Origin of the sequence: Agrococcus sp. ProA11, from assembly GCF_039880525.1 — a bacterium.
Lineage (GTDB): Bacteria > Actinomycetota > Actinomycetes > Actinomycetales > Microbacteriaceae > Agrococcus > Agrococcus chionoecetis.
The window spans coordinates 1,326,312-1,352,118 of sequence record NZ_CP156989.1 but is presented as its reverse complement, the minus strand read 5'-3'; the positions used below and the strand labels follow the sequence as shown (position 1 = coordinate 1,352,118).

Annotated in this window: 18 protein-coding genes; 2 read left to right on the top strand and 16 right to left on the bottom strand. The window is 71.1% G+C overall.

Translation table 11 applies throughout. From position 1 onward, the window contains the following. Window positions 1-81 precede the first annotated feature (81 nt). The 9 genes from whiA to coaE all read right to left on the bottom strand — a co-directional run bounded on the left by whiA (window position 82) and on the right by coaE (window position 13,605). On the bottom strand, window positions 82-1,059 hold the full coding sequence (gene whiA, locus ABG090_RS06475) for a DNA-binding protein WhiA (RefSeq protein WP_347753580.1): 978 nt from the start codon (window positions 1,057-1,059) through the stop codon (window positions 82-84). Between the two features lie 14 nt (window positions 1,060-1,073). Beyond that, window positions 1,074-1,904 (bottom strand): RNase adapter RapZ, encoded by an 831-nt coding sequence (gene rapZ / locus ABG090_RS06470; RefSeq protein ID WP_347757531.1) that lies wholly within the window; start codon window positions 1,902-1,904, stop codon window positions 1,074-1,076. Between the two features lie 29 nt (window positions 1,905-1,933). Continuing rightward, window positions 1,934-3,847, bottom strand: a complete 1,914-nt coding sequence (gene uvrC, locus ABG090_RS06465; RefSeq protein WP_347753579.1) for an excinuclease ABC subunit UvrC — start codon at window positions 3,845-3,847, stop codon at window positions 1,934-1,936. Next, window positions 3,844-6,720 (bottom strand): excinuclease ABC subunit UvrA, encoded by a 2,877-nt coding sequence (uvrA, locus tag ABG090_RS06460; RefSeq protein ID WP_347753577.1) that lies wholly within the window; start codon window positions 6,718-6,720, stop codon window positions 3,844-3,846. Before uvrA ends, uvrC begins: the two co-directional genes overlap by 4 nt. A 74-nt stretch (window positions 6,721-6,794) precedes the next feature. Continuing rightward, window positions 6,795-8,543: a biotin carboxylase N-terminal domain-containing protein gene (locus tag ABG090_RS06455; RefSeq protein ID WP_347753575.1), complete on the bottom strand. Its 1,749-nt coding sequence runs from the start codon at window positions 8,541-8,543 to the stop codon at window positions 6,795-6,797. A 13-nt stretch (window positions 8,544-8,556) separates the two neighbouring features. Beyond that, window positions 8,557-10,134 carry an urea amidolyase family protein gene (locus ABG090_RS06450; protein ID WP_347753573.1) on the bottom strand — a complete coding sequence of 526 codons (1,578 nt, stop codon included), beginning with the start codon at window positions 10,132-10,134 and terminating at the stop codon, window positions 8,557-8,559. Further along, entirely contained in the window at window positions 10,131-10,901 is a 771-nt protein-coding gene (locus ABG090_RS06445; RefSeq protein WP_347753572.1) for a 5-oxoprolinase subunit PxpA, read from the bottom strand. Before ABG090_RS06445 ends, ABG090_RS06450 begins: the two co-directional genes overlap by 4 nt. Before the next feature lie 25 nt (window positions 10,902-10,926). Then, window positions 10,927-12,978, bottom strand: a complete 2,052-nt coding sequence (uvrB, locus tag ABG090_RS06440; RefSeq protein ID WP_347753570.1) for an excinuclease ABC subunit UvrB — start codon at window positions 12,976-12,978, stop codon at window positions 10,927-10,929. Between the two features lie 9 nt (window positions 12,979-12,987). Then, a complete protein-coding gene (gene coaE, locus ABG090_RS06435; RefSeq protein WP_347753569.1) occupies window positions 12,988-13,605 on the bottom strand; it encodes a dephospho-CoA kinase in 618 nt (205 codons plus the stop codon). 133 nt (window positions 13,606-13,738) lie between these two features. On the opposite strand from coaE, the gene ABG090_RS06430 reads away from it, so the two are divergent. After that, on the top strand, window positions 13,739-14,554 hold the full coding sequence (locus ABG090_RS06430; RefSeq protein ID WP_347753567.1) for a response regulator transcription factor: 816 nt from the start codon (window positions 13,739-13,741) through the stop codon (window positions 14,552-14,554). Here ABG090_RS06430 and ABG090_RS06425 read toward each other — a convergent pair. Beyond that, window positions 14,536-15,771: a diguanylate cyclase gene (locus ABG090_RS06425; protein WP_347753566.1), complete on the bottom strand. Its 1,236-nt coding sequence runs from the start codon at window positions 15,769-15,771 to the stop codon at window positions 14,536-14,538. The genes ABG090_RS06430 and ABG090_RS06425 overlap by 19 nt on opposite strands. Then, window positions 15,768-17,393 (bottom strand): HAMP domain-containing sensor histidine kinase, encoded by a 1,626-nt coding sequence (locus ABG090_RS06420; protein WP_347753565.1) that lies wholly within the window; start codon window positions 17,391-17,393, stop codon window positions 15,768-15,770. Before ABG090_RS06420 ends, ABG090_RS06425 begins: the two co-directional genes overlap by 4 nt. A gap of 64 nt (window positions 17,394-17,457) precedes the next feature. Between ABG090_RS06420 and ABG090_RS06415 the strand changes: the two genes are divergently transcribed. Next, window positions 17,458-18,111, top strand: a complete 654-nt coding sequence (locus ABG090_RS06415; RefSeq protein WP_347753564.1) for a DUF4126 domain-containing protein — start codon at window positions 17,458-17,460, stop codon at window positions 18,109-18,111. Between the two features lie 96 nt (window positions 18,112-18,207). Here ABG090_RS06415 and rpsA read toward each other — a convergent pair whose 3' ends face one another. The 5 genes from rpsA to polA form a co-directional block, all read right to left on the bottom strand. After that, a complete protein-coding gene (rpsA, locus tag ABG090_RS06410) occupies window positions 18,208-19,668 on the bottom strand; it encodes a 30S ribosomal protein S1 (RefSeq protein ID WP_347757454.1) in 1,461 nt (486 codons plus the stop codon). 137 nt (window positions 19,669-19,805) lie between these two features. Then, the gene (locus ABG090_RS06405) at window positions 19,806-20,273 is read right to left on the bottom strand and encodes a hypothetical protein (protein WP_347757453.1); all 468 of its coding nucleotides are present in this window, start codon (window positions 20,271-20,273) and stop codon (window positions 19,806-19,808) included. Between the two features lie 9 nt (window positions 20,274-20,282). Continuing rightward, window positions 20,283-21,980 carry a DUF885 domain-containing protein gene (locus ABG090_RS06400; protein ID WP_347757451.1) on the bottom strand — a complete coding sequence of 566 codons (1,698 nt, stop codon included), beginning with the start codon at window positions 21,978-21,980 and terminating at the stop codon, window positions 20,283-20,285. Between the two features lie 66 nt (window positions 21,981-22,046). Then, the gene (locus ABG090_RS06395) at window positions 22,047-23,057 is read right to left on the bottom strand and encodes an LLM class F420-dependent oxidoreductase (RefSeq protein ID WP_347757449.1); all 1,011 of its coding nucleotides are present in this window, start codon (window positions 23,055-23,057) and stop codon (window positions 22,047-22,049) included. A 37-nt stretch (window positions 23,058-23,094) separates the two neighbouring features. Next, the gene (polA, locus tag ABG090_RS06390; RefSeq protein ID WP_347757529.1) at window positions 23,095-25,716 is read right to left on the bottom strand and encodes a DNA polymerase I; all 2,622 of its coding nucleotides are present in this window, start codon (window positions 25,714-25,716) and stop codon (window positions 23,095-23,097) included. Window positions 25,717-25,807: the final 91 nt, after the last annotated feature.

Below are 25,807 nucleotides of genomic sequence, written 5' to 3'. Positions count from 1 at the left end.
TCTCTCGTGCGCGTCGGACGCGCCGATTCGTCACTCTCGATCCTAGCCACCGGCACCCTGGGCGGGGGCCGGACGTCTTCGTCACACGTCGATGTCCTCCGGAACGGCAGCCTCGGTGTTCGGGATGCCCTGGTCCTGGGCGGAGCGGTCGGCCATCGCCAGGAGCCGACGGATGCGGCCGGCGACGGCGTCCTTGGTCATGGTGGGGCTGGCGAGGTGGCCCAGCTCGTCGAGGCTCGCGTCGCGGTGCTCGAGCCGCAGCCTGCCCGCGTAGGCGAGGTGCTCCGGCACCTCCGGCCCGAGGATCTCGAGCGCGCGCTCGATCCGCGCGCACGCGGCCACGGCCGCCTGGGCACTGCGGCGCAGGTTCGCGTCGTCGAAGTTCACCAGCCGGTTCGCGGTGGCGCGCACCTCGCGGCGCTGCCGCAGCTCGGCCCACGCCTGCACGGTCTCGAGCGCGCCCATGGTGGTGAGCATCCGCGAGATCGGCTCGCCCTCCCGGATGACGACGCGGTGCGCCCCGCGCACCTCGCGGGACTTCGCCGGGATGCCGAGGCGACCGGCGGCGCCGACGAGGGCCATCGCTGCCTCGTTGCCGGGACAGACGACCTCGAGGGCGGCGGAGCGACCCGGGTCGGACAGCGTGCCCTGGGCGAGGAACGCACCGCGCCAGATGCCGGCGAGGTCCTCGAGCGAGCCCGTGGTGACCTTGTTGGGCAGACCGCGCACCGGGCGCCGGCGGGCGTCCATCAGGCCCGTCTGCCGAGCGAGCGTCTCGCCCTCGGCGATCACGCGCACCAGGTAGGCGCCGCTGGTGCGGTTCGTCGAGGATGCGATCTTCGCGATCTCGGCCCGCACGCCGTACAGCTCGAGGATGCTCTTGGCGAGCCGACGCGCGGCAGCGGCGGAGTCGAGCTCGCTCTCCACCGCGACGCGGTTCGAGATCACGTGCAGCCCGCCGGCGAACCGCAGCAGCGTCGCGACTTCGGCCGCCTTCGTCTGGGGCCGCGTCACGCGAACCCGCGCGAGCTCCTCCTTGACGTCGTCGGTCAATGCCACGCCTGCTCCCCTCGTCATTCGCGCCCCAGGTCTCGGTGCTTCACCGCGATGCGCAGTCCCGGTGTGCCGGAGAGCTGCTTGGCCAGGTGCTCGGCCATCGCAACCGACCGGTGCTTGCCACCGGTGCACCCTACTCCCAGGACGGCGTGCAGCTTGTTCTCGCGCGCATAGCCCGCGAGCACGGGCCGCAGCGCTTCGACGTACTTGTCGGCGAACTCCATCGCCCCCTCCTGCTGCAGCACGAACTCCGACACGACGGCGTCGGTGCCGTTGTGCGCGCGCAGGTCGGCGTTCCAGAACGGGTTGGGCAGGAAGCGCAGGTCGGCGATCAGGTCGGCGTCGACCGGCAGCCCGTACTTGAACCCGAAGCTCATGACGGTGAGCGTGACCTCCAGCTCGCCGCCGGGCGCGAAGCGCTCCCCCACTCGCCTGGTGAGCTGGTGCGGGTTGAGGCCCGTGGTGTCGAGCAGATCGTTGGCCATGCCGCGCAGCGGCTCGAGCCTGGTGCGCTCCATGCGGATGCCGTCGAGGATCGTGCCGTCGCCCTGCAGCGGGTGCGGCCGGCGCACCGCCTCGTAGCGACGCACGAGCTCGGCATCGCTCGCCTCCAGGAAGACCACGCGCACGCTGTGCTCGGCGCGCAGCATCTCGACGAAGCGCTTGGCGTCGTCGAACAGCACGCCGCCGCGCACGTCGACGACGATGGCGAGCCTGGACTCGGTGGAGGCATCCGTGGCGGCGGTCCGCACGAGCGCACGCAGCATGGTGGGCGGCAGGTTGTCGACCACGAACCACCCGAGATCCTCGAGTGCGTTCGCGACCGTGGTGCGACCAGCACCGGACATGCCGGTGATGATGACGATCTCTCTGGCGTTCACGCGTGCGGTTCCTGTCGGTCGGCGGCTCCCCCCATCGTATCCGCGCTGAGCGCCCGCGCGATGGCGCCCGCGAGCGACGCCCCCACGCCCGCCACCTCCTGCAGCTGCTCCGGCGATGCCGCACGCACGCGCTTCGCGGAGCCGAAGTGCTTCAGGAGCGCCCGCACGCGGTTGGGCCCGAGGCCCGGGATGCCGCTCAGCTCGGTCTCGATGGCGCTGGAGCGCTTCTGCCGCTGGTAGCTGATCGCCACGCGGTGGGCCTCGTCGCGCAGCCGCTGCACGAGGTAGAGCGCCTCGCTGGTGCGCGGCAGGATCACCGGGTACTCGTCGTCCGGCAGCCACAGCTCCTCGAGCCGCTTGGCGATGCCGGCGAGCGCGACGCCGCGCACACCGGCGTCGTCGAGGGCGCGCTTCGCCGCCTGCACCTGCGGGCGGCCACCGTCGACGAGCAGCAGCTGCGGGGTGTACGCGAAGCGCGTGCCGGTGTCCTCCGGATCCCCGTCCACGATGTACTTCGCCCGCCGACGCATGATCTGGTAGATCGAGTCGGTGTCATCGGTGGTCTGCGCGATCGCGAACTTGCGGTACTGATCCTTGCGGGGCAGACCATCCTCGAAGACCACCATCGACGCGACCACACCCGTGCCGCCGAGGTGCGAGACGTCGAAGCACTCGATGCGCAGCGGCGCCTCACCCATGCCGAGCGCCTCCTGCAGGTCGGCGAGCGCCTGCGTGCGGGTGACGTAGTCGCTCGTGCGCTTGGTGCGCGCCACCTGCAGCGCGTGCGCGGCGTTGATGGTCGCCGAGTCGGCGAGCTTCCGCTTCTCGCCGCGCTGCGCCACACGCACCGCGACGCGGCCGGCCAGCCCATGGTCCGCGCGGCGGTCGCTCAGCCAGGCCTCGACCTCCGCCGGGGCGTCCGGCAGCTTCGGCAGCAGCACCTGGCGCGCCGGCGGGTCTCCGCCGTCGTAGGCGATGCGCATGATCTGCGTCACGAGCTCGCTGTCCGTCAGGTCGATCTCGGTGTCGACGACCCAGGACTTGGTGCCGCGGATGCGCCCGCCGCGCACGGCGAAGAGGTGCACGGCGGCGCTCAGCTCGTCGTGCACCAGCCCGAAGACATCGGCGTCGACCCGGTCGGAGAGCACGACGCTCGTGCGCTCGAGCACGGTCTCGAGCGCCGACAGCTGGTCGCGCAGCCGTGCGGCGCGCTCGAACTCCAGCCGGGCGCTCGCTCGCTGCATCTCCTCTCGGACCCGGTCGACGAACTCCTGATCGCCGCCGTTCATGAACGCCACGAGCTCGCGAGCGGTGGCGCGGTGCTCCTCGTGCGTGACGCGGCCGACGCAGGGCGCGGAGCACTTGCCGATGTCGCCCAGCAGGCAGGGTCGGCCCGTGCGTTCGGCGCGGTCGTAGACCGACTGGCTGCAGGAGCGCATCGGGAAGGCCTTCAGCAGCAGATCGAGCGTCTCGCGGATCGCCCAGACCTTCGTGTACGGGCCGAAGTAGCGCGCGCCACGCATGGAGCGGTTGCGCGTGATGAGCGCCCGCGGCACGTCCTCGCCCATCGTGACCGCCAGGTACGGATACGACTTGTCGTCCCGGAACTGCACGTTGAACGGCGGCTCGTACTCCTTGATCCAGGTGAACTCGAGCTGCAGCGCCTCGAACTCGCTCGCCACGATCGTCCACTCGACGCGCACCGCCGTCAGCACCATCCGCCGGGTGCGCTCGTGCAGCGTCTCGAGCGGCTGGAAGTAGTTCGCCAGCCGCTGCCGCAGGTTCTTGGCCTTGCCGACGTAGAGCACGCGCTCGTGCTCGTCGCGGAAGCGGTAGACGCCCGGCGCCGTGGGGATCGTGCCGGCTGCCGGCTTGTACGGCACCGTGCGCGAGGGACCGCCTGCGGTCATCGCACGCCCGCGCCGAGGATCTCCTTCAGGAAGCCGCCCGTGTAGCTCTCCGGCACCTCGGCGACCGCTTCCGGCGTTCCGGTCGCGACGACCATGCCGCCGCCGGAGCCGCCCTCGGGCCCGAGGTCGATGATCCAGTCGGCGCTCTTGATCACGTCGAGCGCGTGCTCGATGGTGAGCACGGTGTTGCCCTTCTGCACCAGCCCGTCGAGCACCTCCAGGAGCTTCCGCACGTCATCGAAGTGCAGCCCGGTGGTCGGCTCGTCGAGCACGTAGATGGCGCGGCCGGATGTGCGCCGCTGCAGCTCGGTCGCGAGCTTGACGCGCTGCGCCTCACCGCCGGAGAGCGTGGTCGCCGACTGCCCCAGCCGCACGTAGCCCAGCCCGACGTCCACGAGCGTCTTCAGGTAGCGGTGGATCGAGGAGATGGGCTCAAAGAAGTCGGCTGCCTCCTCGATCGGCATCTCGAGCACGTCGGCGATGGACTTGCCCTTGTAGTGCACCGACAGGGTGTCGCGGTTGTAGCGCTTGCCGTGGCAGACCTCGCACTCCACGTACACGTCGGGCAGGAAGTTCATCTCGATCTTCAGGGTGCCGTCGCCCTGGCACGCCTCGCAGCGCCCGCCCTTGACGTTGAAGGAGAAGCGGCCGGCCAGGTAGCCGCGCGCCTTCGCCTCCGCCGTCTCGGCGAACAGGTTGCGGATCTTGTCGAACACCCCGGTGTAGGTCGCGGGGTTCGAGCGCGGCGTGCGCCCGATCGGGCCCTGATCCACGTGCACGACCTTGTCGAGGTGCTCGAGGCCGGTGATGCGGGTGTGCTTCGCCGGCACCTGCCGCGCGCCGTTCAGCGCGTTCGCGAGCACCTTGTGGAGGATGTCGTTGACGAGCGTCGACTTGCCGGAGCCGGAGACGCCGGTCACGGCCACGAAGACGCCGAGCGGGATGTCGACGTCGACGCGCTGCAGGTTGTTCGCCCGCGCGCCCTCGATGCGCAGCATGCGGGCAGGATCGATCGGGCGCCGTTCGGCGGGCACCGGGATCGACTCGCGCCCGGAGAGGTAGGCGCCGGTGAGCGAGCGCTCGTTCTCGAGCAGGTCCTCGTAGCTGCCGGAGTGCACCACCTCGCCGCCGTGCTCACCGGCGCCGGGGCCGATGTCGACGATCCAGTCGGCCGTGCGGATGGTGTCCTCGTCGTGCTCGACGACGATGAGCGTGTTGCCCAGGTCGCGCAGCGCCTCGAGGGTCGAGATCAGTCGCCGGTTGTCGCGCTGGTGCAGCCCGATCGAGGGCTCGTCGAGCACGTACAGCACGCCTGTGAGGCCCGCGCCGATCTGGGTCGCGAGGCGGATGCGCTGCGCCTCGCCGCCGGAGAGCGAGGCGGCCGCGCGCGACAGCGAGAGATAACCGAGGCCGACGCGGATGAGGAAGTCGAGGCGGGCGCGGATCTCGCGCAGCACCGCGGCGGCGATGGTGGCCTCGCGCTGATCGAGATCGAGCTCGTGCATGAAGCGGTGCGCGTCGTCGAGGCTCATGTCGGCCACGCGGGCGATGGAGGTGCCGTGCACCGTCACCGCCAGCACCTCGGGCTTCAGGCGCGCGCCGCCGCACTCCGGGCACGGCACCTCGCGCAGGTACTCGCCGTGCTTGGAGCGCACCCACTCGCTGTCGGCCTCGGCGTGCTTGCGCTGGATGTAGGGCATGACGCCCTCGTAGCCGGAGGCGTACTTCAGCTGCCGACCGAAGCGGTTGCGCCACTGCACCATGACGTTGCCGTCGGTGCCGTGCAGCACCACCTTGCGCACGTCGGCGCTGAGCTCGCCCCACGGAGTGTCGAGCGAGAAGTCCAGCTCGGTCGCGAGGCCGCGCAGCAGCCGCTCGAAGTAGGTGTAGAGGCCCTTGCCGGTCTGCGTCCACGGCAGGATCGCGCCCTCCCGGATCGAGAGCGCCTCGTCGGCGATCACGAGGTCGGCGTCGGCCGCCATCCTGGTGCCGATGCCAGTGCACTCGGGGCATGCGCCGAAGGGCGCGTTGAACGAGAACGTGCGTGGCTCGATCTCGGTGAGCGTGACCGGGTGACGGTTCGGGCAGGAGAGCTTCTCGCTGAAGGTGCGGCGTCGCTCGGGATCGTCGGCCTCGACGTCCACGTAGTCGATCGTGACCAGGCCGTCGGCGAGCCGCAGCGCGGTCTCGAGCGAGTCGGTGAGCCGGCCGAGCCCGCCGGGGTCGGCCACCAGCCGGTCGACCACGACGGAGATGTCGTGCTTGTTCTGCTTCTTGAGCGCGGGCGCCTCCGCCAGCTGCACGACCTCGCCGTCGATGATGGCGCGCGCGTACCCGGTGGCGACCAGGTTGCGGATCAGGTCGGCGAACTCGCCCTTCTTCTGCTGCACGACGGGTGCGAGGATCTGGAAGCGCGTGCGCTCGGGCAGCTCCATCAGCTGGTCTGCGATCTGCTGCACGGTCTGCCGCTGGATCCGCTCGCCGCAGATCGCGCAGTGCGGCACCCCGATGCGCGCCCAGAGCAGGCGCATGTAGTCGAACACCTCGGTGATCGTGCCGACGGTCGAGCGCGGGTTGCGGTTGGTCGACTTCTGGTCGATCGAGACGGCAGGGCTCAGGCCCTCGATGAAGTCGACGTCGGGACGGTCGACCTGGCCGAGGAACTGTCGCGCATAGGCAGAGAGCGACTCGACGTAGCGCCGCTGCCCCTCGGCGAAGATGGTGTCGAAGGCGAGCGAGGACTTGCCGGATCCCGACAGCCCCGTGAAGACGACCAGCGCGTCTCGCGGGATGCGCAGATCGATGTCCTTCAGGTTGTGCTCGCGCGCGCCGCGCACGTGCAGCTCGGGGGTGTTCGGGGTGGTGGATGTCACCCAGTCATTCTAGGAGCGGCCACTGACACGAACACTGGCTGTTCGCGCGCGGCAGACCCGCGCCGACCATCGGGTCACGGCTCGACGCGCGCGATCGCCGCATCCAGCGCGACGCTGCTCCCCACCTGGACGAGCTGCCGGAGCGTGCCGGCACCGGGCGCGAGCACCGTGGTCTCCATCTTCATGGCGTCCAGCACCGCGACCGCCGTGCCTTCCTCGACGGCTCCCCCGTCGTCGACGATCCACCGCACGACGGTGCCGGGAACGGGTGCGACGACCGCACCGATATCGCTCGCGCCGGACGCGTCGGCCTCGCTGGCGGCACCGGCACTGGCGTCGCCCGGCCGCGGTGCCGCCCCGGCGAGGGACGCGAGCAGGGCTGGCGGCAGTCCGAGCACGACGCGACGGCCGTCGATCTCGATGGGCACGCGACGCAGCTCCTCGGCGGCGGGCCGCGGCGCTCGCCGCTGCGGCTCGAGCCGCGGCATGAGGGTCGCCTCGATCCACTGCGTGGAGACCGAGAACGTCGCGGTGGCGAAGTCGGGCTCGTCGAGCACCGCGACCGCAAAGGGCGCGACCGTCGCGATGCCCGTGACCTCGAGCTCACCCAATGCCCTGCGCATGCGGGTGAGCGCGACGTCGCGATCATCGGCGTGCACGATCAGCTTGGCCGCGAGCGAGTCGAACGCGGCTTCGACGGTGTCGCCCGCCTCGACCCCGGCATCCCAGCGGATGCCGGGGCCGGCGGGCACGCGCAGGCGCTCGATGCGGCCGGGGCTCGGCAGGAAGCCGCGGCCCGGGTCCTCGGCGTTGAGCCGCAGCTCGATCGCGTGCCCGACGGCCGGCGGTGTCTCGCTGAACGAGGGACCGAGCCCCTCGGCGATCCTGAACTGCTCTCGCACCAGGTCGACGCTCGTGACCGCCTCGGTGACCGGGTGCTCGACCTGGAGGCGCGTGTTGACCTCGAGGAACGAGATCGTGCCGTCGCGGCCCAGCAGGAACTCGACCGTGCCGGCGCCGCGGTAGTCCACCGCCGCGCAGATGTCGCGCGCCGCCGCATGGATGCGAGCGCGCTGCTCGTCGGTGAGCCCTGGCGCGGGTGCCTCCTCCATGAGCTTCTGGCTCCGTCGCTGCAGGGAGCAGTCGCGGTCGCCGACGACCACCACCGCTCCCCTGCCGTCGCCGAGCACCTGCACCTCCACGTGCCTCGGGTGCTCGAGGTAGCGCTCGATGAAGCACGCTCCTCGCCCGAACGCCGCCACCGCTTCACGCGTGGCTGCGTCGAACGCATCCGCGACCTCCTCGATCGCTCCCGCGACCTTCAGGCCGCGACCGCCGCCGCCGAACGCGGCCTTCACGACCACCGGCAGGCCGTGCTCGCGCGCGAACGCGATCGCCTCATCGGCATCCGCGAGCGGCTGATCGGTGCCGGGCGCGAGCGGTGCGCCGGTCCGCAGCGCGATCGCGCGGGCGGTGACCTTGTCGCCGAGCGACTCGATCGTCTCGGGGCTCGGACCGATCCAGGTGAGCCCCTCCGCCTCGACGGCGCGCGCGAACTCGGCGCTCTCCGAGAGGAAGCCGTAGCCGGGATGCACGGCGTCCGCGCCCGAGTCGGTCGCCGCCGCGAGCAGCGCTGCGATGCTGAGGTACGTGTCGGCCGCGGCGGTGCCGCCGAGCGCGAACGCCTCGTCGGCGTGCCGCACGTGCATGGCGTCGGCGTCCTGGTCGGCGTAGACCGCGACGGAGCGGTAGCCCGCTTCGGCGGACGCCCGCGCGATGCGGACAGCGATCTCGCCGCGATTGGCGATCAGGATCTTCTGCACGGGGTCCTCCGGTCTAGGTGCGAGCGGCGCCGGCGTGCGGCGCGGCGAGGTGGAAGCGGATCCGGGCACCGGGCGGGAGCTGCCCGGCGCGGTCGACATCGCGGTCGACGACGGCGCCGATCACGGGATAGCCGCCGGTGAGCGGATGGTCGGGCAGGAAGAGCACGGGCTGCCCGTCGGGCGGCACCTGGATGGCGCCGGTGACCGCGCCCTCGCTCTCGAGCTCGCCGTGCCGGTCGCGCTCGAGCGGCCGCTGGCCGTGCAGGCGCACGCCCACGCGGTCGGAGCGGGGCGTGACCTCCCACTCCTGCTCCAGCAGCGTCGCGACGGCCGCCGCGGTGAACCAGTCCTGACGTGGGCCGAGCACGATCGAGAGCGCGACCGTCTCACCTGCCACCGGCAGCGGGATGCGGGGCGCGCGCGTGGGCGCGACGGCAGCCGCGGCGCGACCGGGACCGTGCAGCGGCAGCACGTCGCCCGCGCCGAGCGTCGCGGGCCCCAGGTGCGCGAGGGTGTCGGTCGCGCGGCTCCCGAGCACGGGCTCGACCGCGATCCCTCCGCGGATCGCGAGCAGCACGCGCAGCCCGTCGCGGGGCGCTCCGATGCGGAGCTCGTCCCCGTCCTCGATCGCCATCGCGCTGCCGTGCTCGACCGCGTGCGCCGGCGCCGCGCCGAGCGGGTGCACCGAGGCGTCGGCGAGCGCGCCCGAGAGCGCCACCACGGCGTCGCCGCGGAACCGCAGGATCGCGCCGCCGCCCGCGAGCTCCAGGCCGGCCTCTCCCGGCGCGTTGCCGACGGCGCGGTTGGCCTCGCGGAGCGATCCGCGGTCGGCGGTGCCGGAGGTCGAGACCCCCTGGGCGGCCATGCCGCCACGGCCGAGGTCCTGGATGACGAGCTGCAGGCCGGAGCGCAGCACCTCCACGGCGTGCGGTGCCTCCACCGGCGGCCGAGCGGGAGCTGCGGCGGTCACCAGCTCGCGCTCGGCGCGCTCGAAGCGCACCGTGCTGCCCGGCTGCAGGAGCGCCGGCGGGTCGCGATCCAGATCCCACATCGCGGCATCCGTCCGACCGATCAGCTGCCAGCCGCCCGGGCTCTCCCGCGGGTAGACGCCCGAGAAGCGCCCGGCGAGTGCGACGGAGCCCGCCGGGATGCGGGTGCGCGGCGTCGAGCGGCGCGGCACGTCGAGGCGGGCATCGTCACCGGCCAGGTAGCCGAAGCCCGGGGCGAAGCCGGTGAAGGCGACCGTCCACGTGGCGGCCAGATGCCGCGCGACGATCTCGTCCGGCGAGGCGCCGAGCAGCTGCGCGACCTCCGCGAGGTCGTCGCCGTCGTACCGGACGGGGATCGTGACGGTGTCGGCGCCGACGGCGCGCCCGGCGGTCGGCTCGATCGCCAGCAGGCGCTCGGCGAGCGTCGCGGCCGCGATCCGACGCGGATCGAAGCGCACCAGGATCGTGCGGGCGGCGGGCACCAGCTCCGTGACCCCCGGCAGCTCGGCGGCGGCGAGCGCGGGCAGCAGGCGCATCGACTCGTCGAGATCGGCCGCCTCCAGCAGCAGCGCGGTGTCGGCTGCGGTGAGCACGCGCGTCATGGCGCAGACGGGACGAATGGCGCGATCGTGACCCCTGCGGCCTCCAGCGCAGCGCGCGTGGCCACGGCCATCGCGACGGCGCCCGGGCTGTCGCCGTGCACGCAGATCGACTCGGCGCGCACCGCGACGTCGCTGCCGTCGATGGCCTCGACGATGCCCTCGCGGGCGAGCCGCACCATCCGTGCGGCGACCGCGCGAGGGTCGTGCAGCACCGCCCCCTCGAGCGACCGGGACACCAGCAGCCCCTCCGGCGTGTAGGCGCGGTCGGCGAAGGCCTCCGCGGCGGTCGCGAGCCCGGCGCGCTCGGCCAGGTCGAGCACGACGCCGCCCGCCAGGCCCAGCAGCACGAGCGACGGGTCGACGGCACGGATCGCGGCGATGACGACCCTGGCGCGGTGCTCGTCGCGCGCGATCGCGTTGTAGAGCGCGCCGTGCGGCTTGACGTAGACGGCGCGGCCGCCCGCCGCGCTCGCCAGCGCCTGCACCGCGCCCAGCTGGTACTCGACGTGGGCCTGCAGGGTCGCGGAGTCGATGTCGACGTCGACGCGGCCGAAGTTCTCGGCGTCGCGGTAGCCGGGGTGGACGCCGATCGCGACGCCCCGCGCGACGGCGGCGCGCAGCGTCGCGGCGATGCCCTCCGGGCTGCCGGCGTGGAAGCCCGCGGAGACGTTCGCGCTCGTGACGATGCGGAGCATCGCCTCGTCGTCCCCGACGATGCGGTCGGGCTCGTTCTCGCCCAGATCGGAGTTGAGGTCGATCGTGCTCATGCGCCATCCCCGGAAGCCACGGTCCTTAGCTCGCCTCGCGCATCTGTCGCAGGTCGCGCTTCAAGTCGTGCAGCTCGTCGCGGATGCGTGCCGCGAGCTCGAACTTCAGCTCGGCGGCCGCCTCGGTCATCTGCGCCGAGAGGTCGGCGATGATCGACTCGAGTTGGCCCGGCCCATCCAGATCGGAGCGATCGTGCGCGAGCCGCGGCGTCGGCGCACCGCGCCTGGAGCCTTCGAGCAGCTCCGCCGTGTCGGCTTGCTCGCGCGCGAGCACCTCGGTGATGTCGGCGATGCGACGCCGCAGCGGCGTCGGGTCGATGCCGTGCTCGAGGTTGTACGCGACCTGCACGGCGCGACGGCGGTCGGTCTCGTCGATCGCGAGCCGCATGGAGTCGGTGATCCGGTCGGCGTACATGTGGACCTCGCCGGAGACGTTGCGAGCGGCGCGCCCGATGGTCTGGATGAGCGACGTCGACGAACGCAGGAAGCCCTCCTTGTCGGCATCCAGGATCGAGACCAGCGACACCTCCGGCAGGTCGAGGCCCTCGCGCAGCAGGTTGATGCCCACGAGGACGTCGAAGACACCCTGGCGCAGCTGGGTGAGCAGCTCGACCCGGCGCAGCGTGTCGACGTCGGAGTGCAGGTAGCGGACCCGCACGCCGGCTTCGGTGAAGTACTCCGTGAGCTCCTCCGCCATCTTCTTCGTCAGCGTGGTCACGAGCACCCGCTCGTCGCGCTCGGCCCGCACGCGGATCTGCTCGAGCAGGTCATCGATCTGGCCCTTCGTCGGCTTGACGACCAGCTGCGGGTCGACGAGCCCCGTGGGGCGGATGATCTGCTCGACCACCGTGTCGGCGAGGCCCATCTCGTACTTGCCGGGCGTGGCCGAGAGATAGACCTTCTGCGGGGTGCGCTCCAGGAACTCCGGGAACTTCAGCGGCCGGTTGTCGAGCGCGCTGGGCAGCCGGAAGCCGTGCTCGACGAGCGTGCGCTTGCGACTGGAGTCGCCCTCGTACATCGCGCCGATCTGCGGCACGGTGACGTGCGACTCGTCGATCACCACCAGGAAGTCGTCGGCGAAGTAGTCGAGCAGGCAGTGCGGTGCCTCGCCGGGGGCGCGGCCGTCGATGTGGCGCGAGTAGTTCTCGATGCCGGAGCAGAAGCCGATCTGCTCCATCATCTCGAGGTCGAAGGTCGTGCGCATGCGCAGGCGCTGGGCCTCGAGCAGCTTGCTCTCGCGCTCGAGCTCCTTGAGTCGCACGTCGAGCTCGTCGCGGATGCGCTCCATGGCCTTGTGCATGCGATCGCTGCCGGCCACGTAGTGGCTGCCGGGGAAGATCGACATCGACTGGTGGGTCTGCAGCACCTCGCCGGTGAGCGGATGCAGCGTGGAGATCGCCTCGACCTCATCGCCGAAGAGCTCGATGCGGATCGCGTGCTCCTCGTACATCGGGATGATCTCGATCGTGTCGCCGCGCACGCGGAAGGTGCCGCGCGTGAAGGCGATGTCGTTGCGCTGGTACTGCATCGACACGAAGCGGCGCAGCAGCGCCTGCCGGTCGATGCGCATGCCGACCTGCAGGGCGACCATGGCCTCGAGGTACTCCTCCGGCGTGCCCAGGCCGTAGATGCAGGACACCGTGGACACCACGATGACGTCGCGCCGGGACAGCAGCGAGTTCGTCGCCGAGTGGCGCAGCCGCTCGACCTCCGCGTTCAGCGACGAGTCCTTCTCGATGAAGGTGTCGGTCTGCGGCACGTACGCCTCTGGCTGGTAGTAGTCGTAGTAGGAGACGAAGTACTCGACCGCGTTGTTCGGCAGCAGCTCACGGAACTCGTTCGCCAGCTGCGCCGCCAGCGTCTTGTTGTGCGCGAGCACCAGCGTGGGTCGCTGCACCTGCTCGACCAACCAGGCGGTGGTCGCGCTCTTGCCGGTGCCCGTGGCGCCCAGCAGCACCACATCGGTCTCGCCGCGATTCAGCGCGTCGGTCAGCTCTCGGATCGCCTTGGGCTGATCACCGGAGGGCGTGTACTCGCTGATGACCTCGAACGGCCGCACGGCACGGGTCGGTTCCATGCCCCCAGCCTACGAGTGGCCACCCACTCGATCCTCTGAGAGCCGCCGCCACAGCGCGTCGACCTGCCCGAGCGTCTCGGCCAGCTCGGTGTCGGTGTCGATCACGACGTCGGCGATCGCCAGCCGCCGCGCATCGCTGGCCTGCGATGCGACCCGCGCACGGGCATCCGCCTCGTCCAGCCCCCGCAGCTCGACCAGGCGTCGGATGCGCGTCTCTGCAGGTGCGTGCGCGACCACCACGAGATCCCAGGGGTCCTCCGATCGCGCTTCCACCAGCAGCGGCACGTCGTAGACCACGACCGCCGACGGGTCGTCCGCGAACGCCGCGGCGAACCTCCGCGCCGACTCCTCGCCGACCGCCGGGTGCACGATGCCGTTGAGCCGCTGCCGCGCGTCGTGGTCGTTGAAGATCACGGCACCCAGCGCTGCCCGGTCGAGCGAGCCGTCCGACAGCACCAGGTGGCTGCCGAACTCCTCCGCGATGGCGGCGAGCACGGGCGTGCCCGGCTGCTGCAGCTCGCGCACGAGCGCATCGGCATCAACGACGATCGCGCCGTGCTCCTGCAACCTGCGAGCGATCGTCGACTTGCCGGAGGCGATCCCGCCGGTGAGCGCGATGAGAGGCATGGATCGAGTCTCGCACGGCCGATCCCGCGTCCGTGCGCGCTGCGCATCCGGCCTTGCGCGGTTGTCAGCGCCGGCACGATAGCATCGGCCCAACGGCACCGACGCCGAAGGTGCAGATGTGCAAGGAGGCCTCATGAACGAGGACGTCGCAGTCGTGATCGAGGACGGCGAAGACATCCGCGAGCTGCTCGCACAGGTGCTGGTGCAGGGTGGCTTCGAGGTCTTCACCGCGCCCGACGGCGCCGCGGGCGTCGAGCTGGTGCGCGAGCACGATCCGATCGTGGTCACGATCGATGTGAACATGCCCGGCATCGACGGCTTCGAGACCGCGCGCCAGGTGCGCGCGATCAGCACCGCCTACATCGTCATGATCACCGCGCGCGGCGACGAGATCGACACGCTCGTGGGACTGCAGACCGGCGCCGACGACTACATCGTGAAGCCGTTCCGCCCCCGTGAGCTGCGCGCCCGCATCGAAGCGATGATGCGACGACCGCGCATGATGGCGTCGACCCATCCGTCTCCCCCGATGCCCACGTCGAGCATGGATGAGATGCCGGCGGCGCACCGCACGACCACCGTCGAGCTCGAGCACTCGGGCCCGTCGACAGAGGCCGAGCTGGAAGACGAGCTGCTCGAGCACCGCGGACTGCGGCTCGAGTCCGGGGCTCGCGTGGTGGAGCTCGAGGGCGATGAGATCGAGCTCACGCGCAGCGAGTTCGACATCCTCCGGATGCTGCTGAGCTCCGGCCGACGCGTCGTGAGCAAGATGCAGCTCGCGGGCATGCTCCGCGGCGAGCGAGGCGAGCCGGATCACTACCTGAGCGAGCACGACGCGCGGGCGATCGAGGTGCACGTCGCCAACCTGCGGCGCAAGCTGGGCGAGTCGCCCTCCGAGCCCCGCTGGATCGAGACGGTGCGCGGCGTCGGCTACCGCCGCACCGCCTGATCCCGGGGCTGGTCGCCCGTCCGATCTCCGGGCGTCGGCTCCACGCCGTCGTCCTCCTCCCCTGCGACCACCACCGTCACGTCGTCGCTTGCGATCGCCCGCTTCGCCGCATGGCGCGCCGCGTCCAGCAGCGTGTCGCGGTCGTAGCCGCTGACGTTGGTGAGGCTCACGCCCATGCCGATCGGCGGCAGCACCGGCACGCCCGCGGTGGCGAGCTGATCCAGCATCGCGCGGTGCATGCGCGCCGCGAGCTGCCGCGCGTCGGCGGGTGACGTCGGCTGGAACGCCAGCATGAGGGTGCCGTGGTCGTCGGTGCCGAGCGCCGCGGTCGTGGGCGACAGGCGCCGAGCCGCGGCGCGCGCCGCCTGGCGCACATGGTCAGCCTCGTCGACTCCGAACGCCGTCGCGATGCGCGTGAGCGCGTCGATGCGGATGACGAGCACGGCGAACAGCTCCGCCCGCCGATTCGCGCGCATCAGGCGCCCGCCCAGCACACGCACGAACGACGGCTCCAGCAGCACACCGTCGGGCGCGATCGCCATGAGCGATGAGTCCTCGGTGCCGCGGAGCCGCACCTGCTCGGCGCGCAGCACCGATGCGGTCACCACCACCACGATCACGAGGCAGATGGTGGCGACGCCGGCGATGCCGCTGCTGACCCATTCACGGAAGACCTCGTGCTCGGTGCCGAGGGTGACGGCGCTGATGAGTCGCACGACCTGGAACACGCACGCGAGCGCGAGCACGCCGGCGAAACCGAGCGCCGTGCGCGTGCGCCCCATCGCGCCGCGCATCGCCTCGACCGCGCCCAGCGCTGCGAAGACGGCGTTCGCACCGAACATGAACTGCGCGCCCGACCAGCCGGGCGCCGCGGGACCTTCGATCAGCACCGCCGCGCACGCGGCGAGCGCGACGACCGCGACCGTGATCGGAGCCCATCTGCCGTGCCTGCCGTTGAAGACCCTCGCACCGATCCACAGCAGCCCGAGCGTGGCGACCCATGCGCCGTTGCCGAGCGCGATCGGCCACCAGCCGGCATCCGTCACGGCATCGAGGAGGTATGCCTCGGTGGCGATCATGCCGCCGATGAAGCCGAGCGCCCACACCCGGCCCGCGCGGTCGTCCTTGCGCAGCATGGTCTCGAGCACGAAGATGCCGCCCGCGACGTGCGCGACGAGCGCCGTGATGAGCTTGACGGTGTCCGGATCCAGGCTCATGAGGTGGTTCCCGCTCTGCGCAGCGGCAGCCGCACGACGAAGGTTGCGCCGGATCCCGGCTCGCTCTGCACGCTGATCTCTCCGCCGTGCGCACGAACCAGATCGCGGCTGATGGTCAGGCCGAGGCCGTTGCCCTGCGGCCGCATCGTCTGCGCGGCGGCACCGCGGAAGCGACGCTCGAAGAGCCGCGGCAGCGCGTCGGCGGCGATGCCGGGCCCGTCGTCGCGCACCACGAGCCATGCGTGCCGGTCGTCGCTCGTGACGCCGACCTCGATGAGGCCGTCCCCGGAGTGGTAGTTGACCGCGTTGCCGACCAGGTTGTCGACCACCTGTCGGATGCGGTTGGGATCGATCACGGCGAGCGCGGACTCGACCCCCGAGCTGTCGATGCGGATGCCGCGGCTCTCCGCCTTCGGCTCCAGCGACTCGATCGACGCGAAGACCACCCTGGCAAGGTCCTCCTCCACCGGTCGCACGTCGAACCGACCGGGACCGTCGGCTGTGGCTGCCAGCACGTCGCCGATGATCACCAGCAGCCGGGAGGCGTTGCGCTCCGCGATCTCGAGGCTGCGGCGCGTCTGCGCTGCCACCTCGGCGTCCTCGAGCGCGAGGTCGAGATGGCCGAGCACGCTGGTGAGCGGGGTCCGCAGCTCATGCGAGACCGAGGCCACGAGCTCGTCGCGCATCGACTCCGCCATGCGCTCGGCGGTCACGTCCCTCGTGACCAGGATCGCACCGACATCGACGCCCTCGACATCCAGCAGGCGACGTGCGGTCGATTCCAGCGCGCGCCGCCCCTCGTCGGGCATTCCCTGCCAGTGCAGCGCGTTGTCGAAGGTCTCGCCTCGACGAGCCCGCGCCAGCGGCACATCGCTCGCGCGGATGGCCGTCTCCCCGTCGGCCGCGAACAGCTCGCCCTCCACGCCGCCCACGGTCAGTCGCGCGTGGGCGTCGTTCTCGATCGAGATCGCGCCGTCGGCGCCGATGCGCACGACGCCGAAGTCGACCGCGTCGAGCAGCTCGCTCACCGCATCCTCCTGGCGGCGGGCACGCTCGACGGCGTGGTCGAGATACTCCGCCTGCTCGTCGAGCAGCGCCCGCTGCGCGGCCGCTCGGCGCGCCGCCACGAACGCGACGACCGCGGCCATGCTCAGCGCGAGCGGGCCGAGCACGATCTGCACGGCGGTGGTGAAGCCGCCGTGCAGCAGCGTCACGATCCAGTACAGCGAGCTGGACCCGGCGGCACCGACCACCAGGCCCTTCCAGCCGCCGATCGTCGCCAGCCAGGTCGCGGGCACCATCCACAACACCCACAGCTGCGCGGCCGGCTGGCCGACCTGCAGGAAGAAGATCGCCACCAGGTCGCCGATCGGCACCAGCCCGACCCAGCGGGGGTGGAGCCGGTTCCACGGCACGATGAGCGCAGCCACGGTGAGCGCGAAGATCACCAGCACGCCGAAGAACAGCGTCTGCCCGTCGTGGACATCGTCGAGCACCACGATGAGACCGCTCGCGGCGAGACAGGCGGCGGCCAGCAGCAGCTGGTTGACTGCGGTCGCCCGTTCGCGCGTGCGATCGGGCCGCACCGATCCGGTACGTCCCGGGGTGACGGCCGGGATCATACGTCGACCGTACCGTGCGCGCGGTGCTCTCACGCGCGTCCGCCCCGCCGCGGTTACGATCACGGTGAGCGGGATCGATCGCCGCCGGATCGGAGTCACCATGCTGGAGTTCCTGACCGGCGCGGGCCTCGCCGCAGCCGCGGGCATGAACGCCTACATCCCGCTGCTGATCGTCGGGCTCGCGAACCGCTTCTTCCCCGAGGCGCTCGCGCTCCCGGAGGGCTGGGCGTGGATCTCGAACTGGTGGGTGCTCGGCATCATCGCGGCGCTGCTGGTGGTGGAGGTCGTGGCCGACAAGCTTCCCGCGGTCGACAGCCTGAACGACGCGGTGCAGTCGATCGTGCGGCCCACGGCCGGTGGCCTGGTGTTCGGCTCGTCGTCCACCGCCTCCACGGTCGCGGTCACCGACCCGGCCGCCTTCTTCTCATCCAATCAGTGGGTGCCGATCGCGGTGGGCGCCGTGATCGCGCTCGCTGTGCACCTGGGCAAGACGGCGGTGCGCCCCACCGCGAACGTCGCCACCGCCGGCGTCGCGGCGCCGATCCTGTCGTCGATCGAGGATGTCGGCGCGGTCGGCATGTCGCTGCTCGCGATCGTCGCGCCACTGCTGGTGCTGCTGGGCCTCGCGCTGCTCGGGCTGCTGGCGTGGTCGCTCCTCCGGAGCGCGAGGAAGCAGCGGAACGCCGACCTGCGGCCCGCGACCGAGCGACGCGCCTGACGCGCCCGGCCCTCGGGTCGCCGCGCCGCCGCGCCGGCCGCACAGACGGAAAGCGGGCCGCACCCGAAGGTGCGACCCGCTTCCAGTGTGCAAGACCTACTCGGACGAGCCGGTGAGCTTCTCGCGCAGCGCGGCGAGCGCGGCGTCGTCGGCGAGCGTGCCGGCGCCCGTCTCCTCGGTCGCGCCGCCGAAGGACTGCGCGCTCGAGGGCACGTCGTTGCCGAGCACCTCGGCGTCACGCGCCGATGCGACCTGCGCCTTGTGCGCCTCCCAGCGCGTCTGCGCTGCGGCGTACTCGGCCTCCCAGGCCTCGCGCTGCTCCTCGTAGCCTTCCTTCCACTCGTTCGTCTCGGGGTCGAAGCCCTCCGGGAACTTGTAGTTGCCCTGCTCGTCGTATTCGGCGAGCATGCCGTAGAGGGCCGGGTCGAAGTCGGCGCCATCGGGGTCGACGCCCTCGTTCGCCTGCTTCAGCGAGAGCGAGATGCGGCGACGCTCGAGGTCGATATCGATGATCTTGACGAAGACCTCGTCGTTGACCGAGACGACCTGGTCAGCGGTCTCGACGTGCTTGGCCGACAGCTCCGAGATGTGCACTAGGCCCTCGATGCCGTCTGCGACACGGACGAACGCGCCGAAGGTGACGAGCTTCGTGACCTTGCCCGGTGCGACCTGGCCGATGGCGTGGGTGCGGGCGAAGATCTGCCACGGGTCCTCCTGCGTCGCCTTGAGCGACAGCGAGACGCGCTCGCGGTCGAGCTCGACGGTGAGGATCTCGACGGTGACCTCCTGGCCGACCTCGACCACCTCAGAGGCGTGCTCGATGTGCTTCCAGGAGAGCTCGGAGACGTGGACGAGACCGTCGACGCCACCCAGGTCGACGAACGCACCGAAGTTGACGATCGACGACACGACGCCCTTGCGGACCTGGCCCTTCTGCAGCGACTGCAGGAAGGCACCGCGCGATGCCGACTGCGTCTCCTCGAGGAGCGCGCGACGCGAGAGCACCACGTTGTTGCGGTTCTTGTCGAGCTCGAGGATCTTCGCCTCGATCTCCTGGCCGAGGTACGGCGTGAGGTCGCGGACGCGGCGCAGCTCGATGAGCGACGCGGGCAGGAAGCCGCGCAGGCCGATGTCCACGATGAGGCCACCCTTGACGACCTCGATGACCGTGCCGGTGACGACGCCGTCGTCCTCCTTGATGCGCTCGACGTCTCCCCAGGCGCGCTCGTACTGCGCACGCTTCTTGGAGAGGATCAGCCGACCCTCCTTGTCCTCCTTCTGGAGCACGAGGGCCTCGACGGTGTCGCCGACCTCGACCACCTCGGTGGGGTCGACGTCGTGCTTGATGGACAGCTCGCGCGAGGGGATGACGCCCTCGGTCTTGTAGCCGACGTCAAGGAGGACCTCGTCGCGGTCGATCTTGACGACGGTGCCCTCGATGAGGTCGCCGTCATTGAAGAACTTCAGGGTCTTCTCAACGGCGGCCATGAAGTCGTCGGCGGAGCCGATGTCGTTCACAGCGACCTGCTTGGGAGCCGTGGTCGTTGCAGTGGTCATAGAGTTCAAGTTGCCTTTGATGGGGGACGTCGGGCCGGAGGGCATACGGATGCGCATCCAGCGATTCGGATTGGTGTGGTCACCACACGAGTGACCCAGCAAGCCTACACCGGGCTGAGACTGCCGACAACCGAGGCTCAGTCGTGCGCGAGCGCCGATCGGACGAGCATCGTGCCCAGCGGCTCGGCGCACATCGACGCACCGAGTGCGGCGTCGAACAGGCCGCGCTCGACGAGCGAACGGATGGCGGCGTCCCGGTCTGCGGTCGCGACGGCGAGCAGCGCCGGATCGGTCGACGAGCGCCAGCGGCCGATGGCAGCCTCCGTCTCGGCCTCGAGCGCGTCGAGTGCGTCGTGCCAGGCGTCGAGCCGCGCCTCCTGCTCGCGCTCGGCGCGACGGCCGTGCAGGAGCGCCCGGAAGCCGGTCGGCGGGGCCTCGATCGGCGGCTCCGCGGCGATGAGCCGCTGCGCCTCGGCGCGGGCGCGATCGCACACCGCGATCGGCTCCCCCGCATGGGCCCCCAGCGCCGCGACCTCGAGCAGCGCGAGCTGGTCGAAGTGCTCGACGGGCTCGCGCTGCTCGGCTGCCGCCTCGACGGCGGTCACGCGGTCACGCTAGGCGCCACCACGCAGCACCGCCTGGCGCAGCGTGTCCAGGCCGACGCCGCCGATGTTCAGCACGCGCATGTGGAAGCGCTTGAGGTCGAAGGCGTCGCCCTCGGCGTCCTGCGCAGCATCGCGGATCTGCTCAAAGATGCGCTGGCCGATCTTGTACGAGGGCGCCTGACCCGGCCAGCCGAAGTAGCGGTTGACCTCGAAGCGCACGAAGGGCTCGTTCATGTTGACGTTCTGCCGCATGAAGTCGAAGGCGTAGTCGAAGTCCCACTCGCCGGTGCCGTCCAGGCGCGGCTTGCCGAGGTGCACGCCGATGTCGAGCACGACGCGCGCCGCGCGCATGCGCTGGCCATCCAGCATCCCGAGCCGGTCGGCCGGGTCGTCGAGGTAGCCGAGCGACTCCATCAGCCGCTCCGCGTAGAGCGCCCAGCCCTCCGCGTGGCCGCTGGTGCCGGCGAAGGCGCGACGCCACAGGTTGAGCTCGCCGCGGTTGTAGGTCTGCTGGGCGATCTGCAGGTGATGGCCGGGGACGCCCTCGTGGTAAACGGTGGTGAGCTCGCGCCAGGTGTCGAACTCCGTGACACCCTTCGGCACCGACCACCACATGCGGCCCGGGCGCGAGAAGTCGTCGGCGGGGCCGGTGTAGTAGATGCCGCCGGTCTCGGTGGGCGCGATCATGCACTCGAGCGCCTTGATGGGCTCGGCGATGTCGAAGTGCGTGCGGCCGAGCTCCTCGACGGCCTGGTCGCTCGTGCGCTGCATCCAGGCCTTGAGCGCGTCGGTGCCGTGCAGCTTGCGGCTCTCGTCACCGTCGAGGTGCTCGATCGCCTCCTGCACGGTCGCGCCGGGCTTGATCTCCTGCGCGATCGCCTCCTGCTCGCTGCGCATGCGGTCGAGCTCCTCGATGCCCCATGCGTAGGTCTCGTCCAGGTCGACCTCGGCGCCGAGGAAGCGTCGCGACATGAGCGAGTAGAACTCGCGCCCGACGGCGTCCACGGGGTTGGCCGCGGCCGCCAGCTCGTCGCGCAGGAAGGTGGCGAAGCGCTCGTGCGCCTCCGTGGCCTCGCCCGCTGCCTTCGCGAGATCGCGCTGCAGCGACTCGGGCAGGTCGGCCTCGCCCGCCTTGGCGCGCGCGGCGAAGTCGTGGAAGAAGCCGATGCCGGGCCCGTAGTCCTCGAACTGGGCCAGCACGTTGTCGATCTGCCGCGCTGCGGGTGTGTTGCCGTTCGCGATGCCGGCGCGCAGCGACGCGATGTAGCCCTCGAAGGCGTCCGGCACGTTGCGCATGCGCTGCGCGATGGCGTCCCAGTCGTCGTCGGCCGCTGTCGGCATCAGGTCGAAGATGTCGCGGATGCCGCTCGCGGGGCTCGCGAGGTTGTTGAGGTCGCGATCGTTCCAGCCCGCGGCCTCGATGTCGATCTCGAGCTGCAGCTCGCGCGCGAGGTCGGTCTTCGTGACCCAGTCGATGTCATCGACCGGCTCCGCTGCCGCGAGCTTGCCGAGCGCATCCCGCGCGAGCTCGGTCGCCTGCTGGCGCCCGGCTGGCGAGTAGTCGCCGTAGCCGGCCTTGTCTCCTTCGAGGCCGACGTAGACGTTGATCTCGGGGTTGAGCGCCGCGCTGCGGTGCACGTAGTCCTCCGCGATGCGGTCGATGTCGGTCTGGGGGCGCGACGATGCGCCGACGTTCTCGTCTGTCATGCCCTCCAGCCTACGGCCGCCGGCGCCTGCCGCATTCCCAGGTCGCGCGCGCCCGCCCGCACGGGCTCACGCGAGCGCGGGCATGACCTCGCGCTCGAACAGCTCCATGCCGGTGCGGTCGTAGGCGAGCTCCGGCATGTAGACGATGAGCGTTCCCAGGCCCGCCTCGCGCAGCGCACCGACGTGGTCGAGCACCTGCTGCGGCGTGCCGACGACCGCGCCCTTGCTCGAGAAGCCCGTGCCCGCGTGCTCGGCGGGCATCGCGGAGTCCGCCCGCGCCTGCACGGCGTCGACGACTCGCTGCGCTTCCGCCTCGGTCTCTCGCACGATGATGTTGAGGTTGGAGGTCAGCCGCACCTCCGCCGCATCCCTGCCCTCGCGCTCGAGGTGCTGGTGCAGGATGTCGCGCTTGCGCGCGAACTGCTCGGGGCTGCCGCCGAAGTTCGTGGCATCCGCCCACTTCGCCGCGTAGCGCAGCGTGCGCTTCTCGCCGCCGCCGGCGATCCACGTGGGGATGCGCGGCTTGCCGTCGCGGCCGGCCTGCAGCGGCTGCGGCTGGCAGATCGCACCGTCGATCGTGAAGGTCTCCGACTCGATCGACGCCTCGCCGTCGGCCCACAGACGCTGGATGAGCTGCACGCCGTCGCGCAGTGCGGAGATGCGCTCGCCCACGCCCGGGAAGCCGTAGCCGTAGGCGCGCCACTCGTGCTCGTACCAGCCGGCGCCGATGCCGAACTCGACGCGGCCGCCGGAGATCACGTCGACCGTCGCCGCGACCTTCGCCAGGTAGGCGGGGTTGCGATAGCCCATGCACGTGCACATCTGGCCGAGCCGCACGCGATCCGTCGTCGCCGCCAGCGCCGCCATGAGGGTCCACGCCTCATGCGTGGCCTCCTGCGTCGGCTGTGGCGTGGTGTGGAAGTGGTCGTAGACCCACACCGAGTCCCATGCGCCGGCGTCGGCGGCCTGCGCGACCTGCAGCATCCGCTGCCACTGCTCGGCGGGATCGATGCCCACCAGGTCGAGTCGCCAGCCCTGCGGGATGAACAGGCCGTAGTGGAGCGCGTCAGCAGTCATCCCTCCAGCCTAGATGCCGCGTGCCTGAGCGCGGCTGCTAGTGGGCCGCGGCATCCCAGTTCGCGCCGACACCGACCTGCACCTCGAGCGGCACGGACAGCTCGGCGGCACCGCCCATCTCCTCGCGCACGATCGCCTCGAGCGTCTCCCGCTCGCCGCCGGCGACCTCGAAGACCAGCTCGTCGTGCACCTGCAACAGCATCCGCGAGCCGAGGCCCTCGTCGATGATGCGGCGGTCGATGGCGATCATGGCCCGCTTGATGATGTCGGCGGCCGAGCCCTGGATGGGCGAGTTGAGCGCCTGCCGCTCGGCGTTCTCGCGCAGCACCCGGTTGGAGGAGGTGAGGTCGGGGAACGGGCGGCGACGACCGAAGATCGTGGTCGTGTAGCCGTCGTCCTTCGCCTGCATGACGACGCCGCGCAGGTAGTCGCGGATGCCGCCGAAGCGCTCGAAGTACTCGAGCATGAGCTGCTTCGCCTCGGCCTGCGTGATGCGCAGCTGCTTGGAGAGCCCGAACGCGCTCAAGCCGTAGGCCAGGCCGTAGCTCATCGCCTTGACCTTCACGCGCTGCAGCGCCGTCACCTCGCTCGGCTCGACGCCGAAGATGCGGCTGCCGACGAAGCGGTGCAGGTCCTCCCCCGACAGGAACGCCTCGATGAGGCCCTCATCGCCGGAGAGGTGCGCCATGATGCGCATCTCGATCTGGGAGTAGTCGGCGGTCAGCAGCGTCTCGAACTCGGCGCCGTGGACGAAGGCCGAGCGGATCTCGCGGCTCACCTCGGTGCGCACCGGGATGTTCTGCAGGTTCGGGTCGTTCGACGAGAGCCGACCGGATGCCGAGCCGGTCTGGTCGTAGCGGGTGCGGATGCGGCCGTCGTCCTGGATCGCCTTCAGCAGCGTCTCGATGATCTGCGCGAGCTTCGTGGTCTCGCGGTGCTGCAGCAGCAGGCCCAGGAACGGGTGCGGGTTGGTCTCCTGCAGATCGGCGAGCGACTGCGCGTCGGTCGAGTAGCCGGTCTTCGTCGCGCGCGTCTTCGGCATGTCGAGCTCGTCGAAGAGCACGGTCTGCAGCTGCTTCGGGCTGCCGAGGTTCACCTCGTGACCGATCTCGGCGTAGGCGGCCTCGGCGTGGCCGGCCGCGCGCTCGCGCATCTGGTCGTGGATGCGCTGCAGCACGCCGGCGTCCATCTGCACGCCCTGCTGCTCCATCCGCACGAGCGCGGGCATGAGCGGCAGCTCGATGTCGTCGAGCACGCCCAGCGTGCCCGCGTCGATGCGCGGCCGCTGCGCCCGCGAGAGCTCCCCCGTGAGCCATGCGACCGTGCCGAGCTCCTCCGGCTCGATCTCCGGGATCAGCTGGTTGGGGTTCGGCGCTGGCAGGGTGGCGCCCAGCAGCGCCTCGGTCTGCCAGTCGAGCTCGAAGGTCTTGGGCGGCGCCGTCGGTGTGGTGAGCCAGGCGGCGACGCGGGTGTCGTGCACGGCGCCGCCGAGCGCGAGCCCGGCATGCGCGAGCACCTTCGTCGAGGCCTTCACGTCGTGCAGCGCCTTCGGCGCGTCGGACGCGAGCCACTCGGTGAAGCCGACGTAGTCCCCCGTGCCCGGCTTGTAGGGAACGTAGGCGCTCGCGCCCTGGGTCGCGACGCCGAAGCCGCTGATGCCCCCTGCGCCGTCCGGCGCGATCGACACGGCGACCGTGCCCTTCGCCCGCGACAGCCACAGGTCGAGCTCCTCGTCGACCAGCTTCTGCACCGCCGGAGCCTGCACCTGCGGCTCGAGCGTCGCGGCGGCGACGCCGGAGCCCTCCAGCTTCAGCACGCGGTCGAGCAGCGTGCGGAACTGCAGCCGCTGGAACACCTCGCGCAGCGCCGCCTCGTCCACCGGCCCGCGCTCCAGCTCTGCCGGCGCCACGCCCAGGTCGACATCCGTCAGCAGGCGGTTCAGGCGCCGGTTGCGCTCGGCGCGCTCGCGCTGCTCGCGCAGGTTGTTGCCGACCACGCCCTTGATCTCGTCGGCGTGCTCGAGCAGGTTGGCGACGGTGCCGTACTGCGTGATCCACTTCACCGCCGTCTTCTCGCCCACCTTGTCGATGCCGGTGAGGTTGTCGCTCGTCTCGCCCACGAGGGCGGCGATCTCGGGGTACTGCTCGGGCTCGATCCCGTAGCGCTCCCGCACGGTCTCCGGCGTATAGTGCTTGAGCTCGGAGACGCCGCGCACCGCCGGGTACAGCAGCGTCACGTGCTCGTTCACGAGCTGGATCGTGTCGCGGTCGCCGGAGACGACGAAGACGTCCATGCCCGCCTTCGGCCCCTCGACCGAGAGGGTGGCGAGGATGTCGTCGGCCTCGTAGTCCTCCTTCGAGATGGTGCGCACGCCCATCGCGTGCAGCGCCTCCTCGAGCAGCGGCACCTGCCCCTTGAACTCCTTGGGCGTCTCGTCGCGCGTGCCCTTGTACTCCGGGTACTCGCGGGTGCGGAACGAGAACCGGGAGATGTCGAACGCCACCGCGAGGTGGGTGGGCTTGTGGTCCTGCAGCAGCTTCAGGAGCATCGACAGGAACCCGTGGATGGCGTTCGTGTGCTGGCCTTCGGAGTTGACGAAATTCTCCAGCGGCAGGGCGAAGAACGCCCGGAATGCGAGCGAATGGCCGTCGATGACCATGAGGGTAGGCTTCGTGTCCGACACGGCAGCCAGCCTAGCCCCGGCCGCCGACAGCCCCCACCGAGCGGAGTCCCGTGCACCTGCCGAGCGA

Excerpts from the sequence above, each read along its gene's own strand:
- rapZ (WP_347757531.1), bottom strand. The coding sequence starts at position 1,904 with ATGTCCGGTGCTGGTCGCACCACGGTCGCGAACGCACTCGAGGATCTC.
- uvrC (WP_347753579.1), bottom strand. The coding sequence starts at position 3,847 with ATGACCGCAGGCGGTCCCTCGCGCACGGTGCCGTACAAGCCGGCAGCC.
- ABG090_RS06450 (WP_347753573.1), bottom strand. The coding sequence starts at position 10,134 with ATGACGCGCGTGCTCACCGCAGCCGACACCGCGCTGCTGCTGGAGGCG.
- ABG090_RS06445 (WP_347753572.1), bottom strand. The coding sequence starts at position 10,901 with ATGAGCACGATCGACCTCAACTCCGATCTGGGCGAGAACGAGCCCGAC.
- uvrB (WP_347753570.1), bottom strand. The coding sequence starts at position 12,978 with ATGGAACCGACCCGTGCCGTGCGGCCGTTCGAGGTCATCAGCGAGTAC.
- coaE (WP_347753569.1), bottom strand. The coding sequence starts at position 13,605 with ATGCCTCTCATCGCGCTCACCGGCGGGATCGCCTCCGGCAAGTCGACG.
- ABG090_RS06430 (WP_347753567.1), top strand. The coding sequence starts at position 13,739 with ATGAACGAGGACGTCGCAGTCGTGATCGAGGACGGCGAAGACATCCGC.
- ABG090_RS06425 (WP_347753566.1), bottom strand. The coding sequence starts at position 15,771 with ATGAGCCTGGATCCGGACACCGTCAAGCTCATCACGGCGCTCGTCGCG.
- ABG090_RS06420 (WP_347753565.1), bottom strand. The coding sequence starts at position 17,393 with ATGATCCCGGCCGTCACCCCGGGACGTACCGGATCGGTGCGGCCCGAT.
- rpsA (WP_347757454.1), bottom strand. The coding sequence starts at position 19,668 with ATGACCACTGCAACGACCACGGCTCCCAAGCAGGTCGCTGTGAACGAC.
- ABG090_RS06400 (WP_347757451.1), bottom strand. The coding sequence starts at position 21,980 with ATGACAGACGAGAACGTCGGCGCATCGTCGCGCCCCCAGACCGACATC.
- ABG090_RS06395 (WP_347757449.1), bottom strand. The coding sequence starts at position 23,057 with ATGACTGCTGACGCGCTCCACTACGGCCTGTTCATCCCGCAGGGCTGG.
- polA (WP_347757529.1), bottom strand. The coding sequence starts at position 25,716 with ATGGTCATCGACGGCCATTCGCTCGCATTCCGGGCGTTCTTCGCCCTG.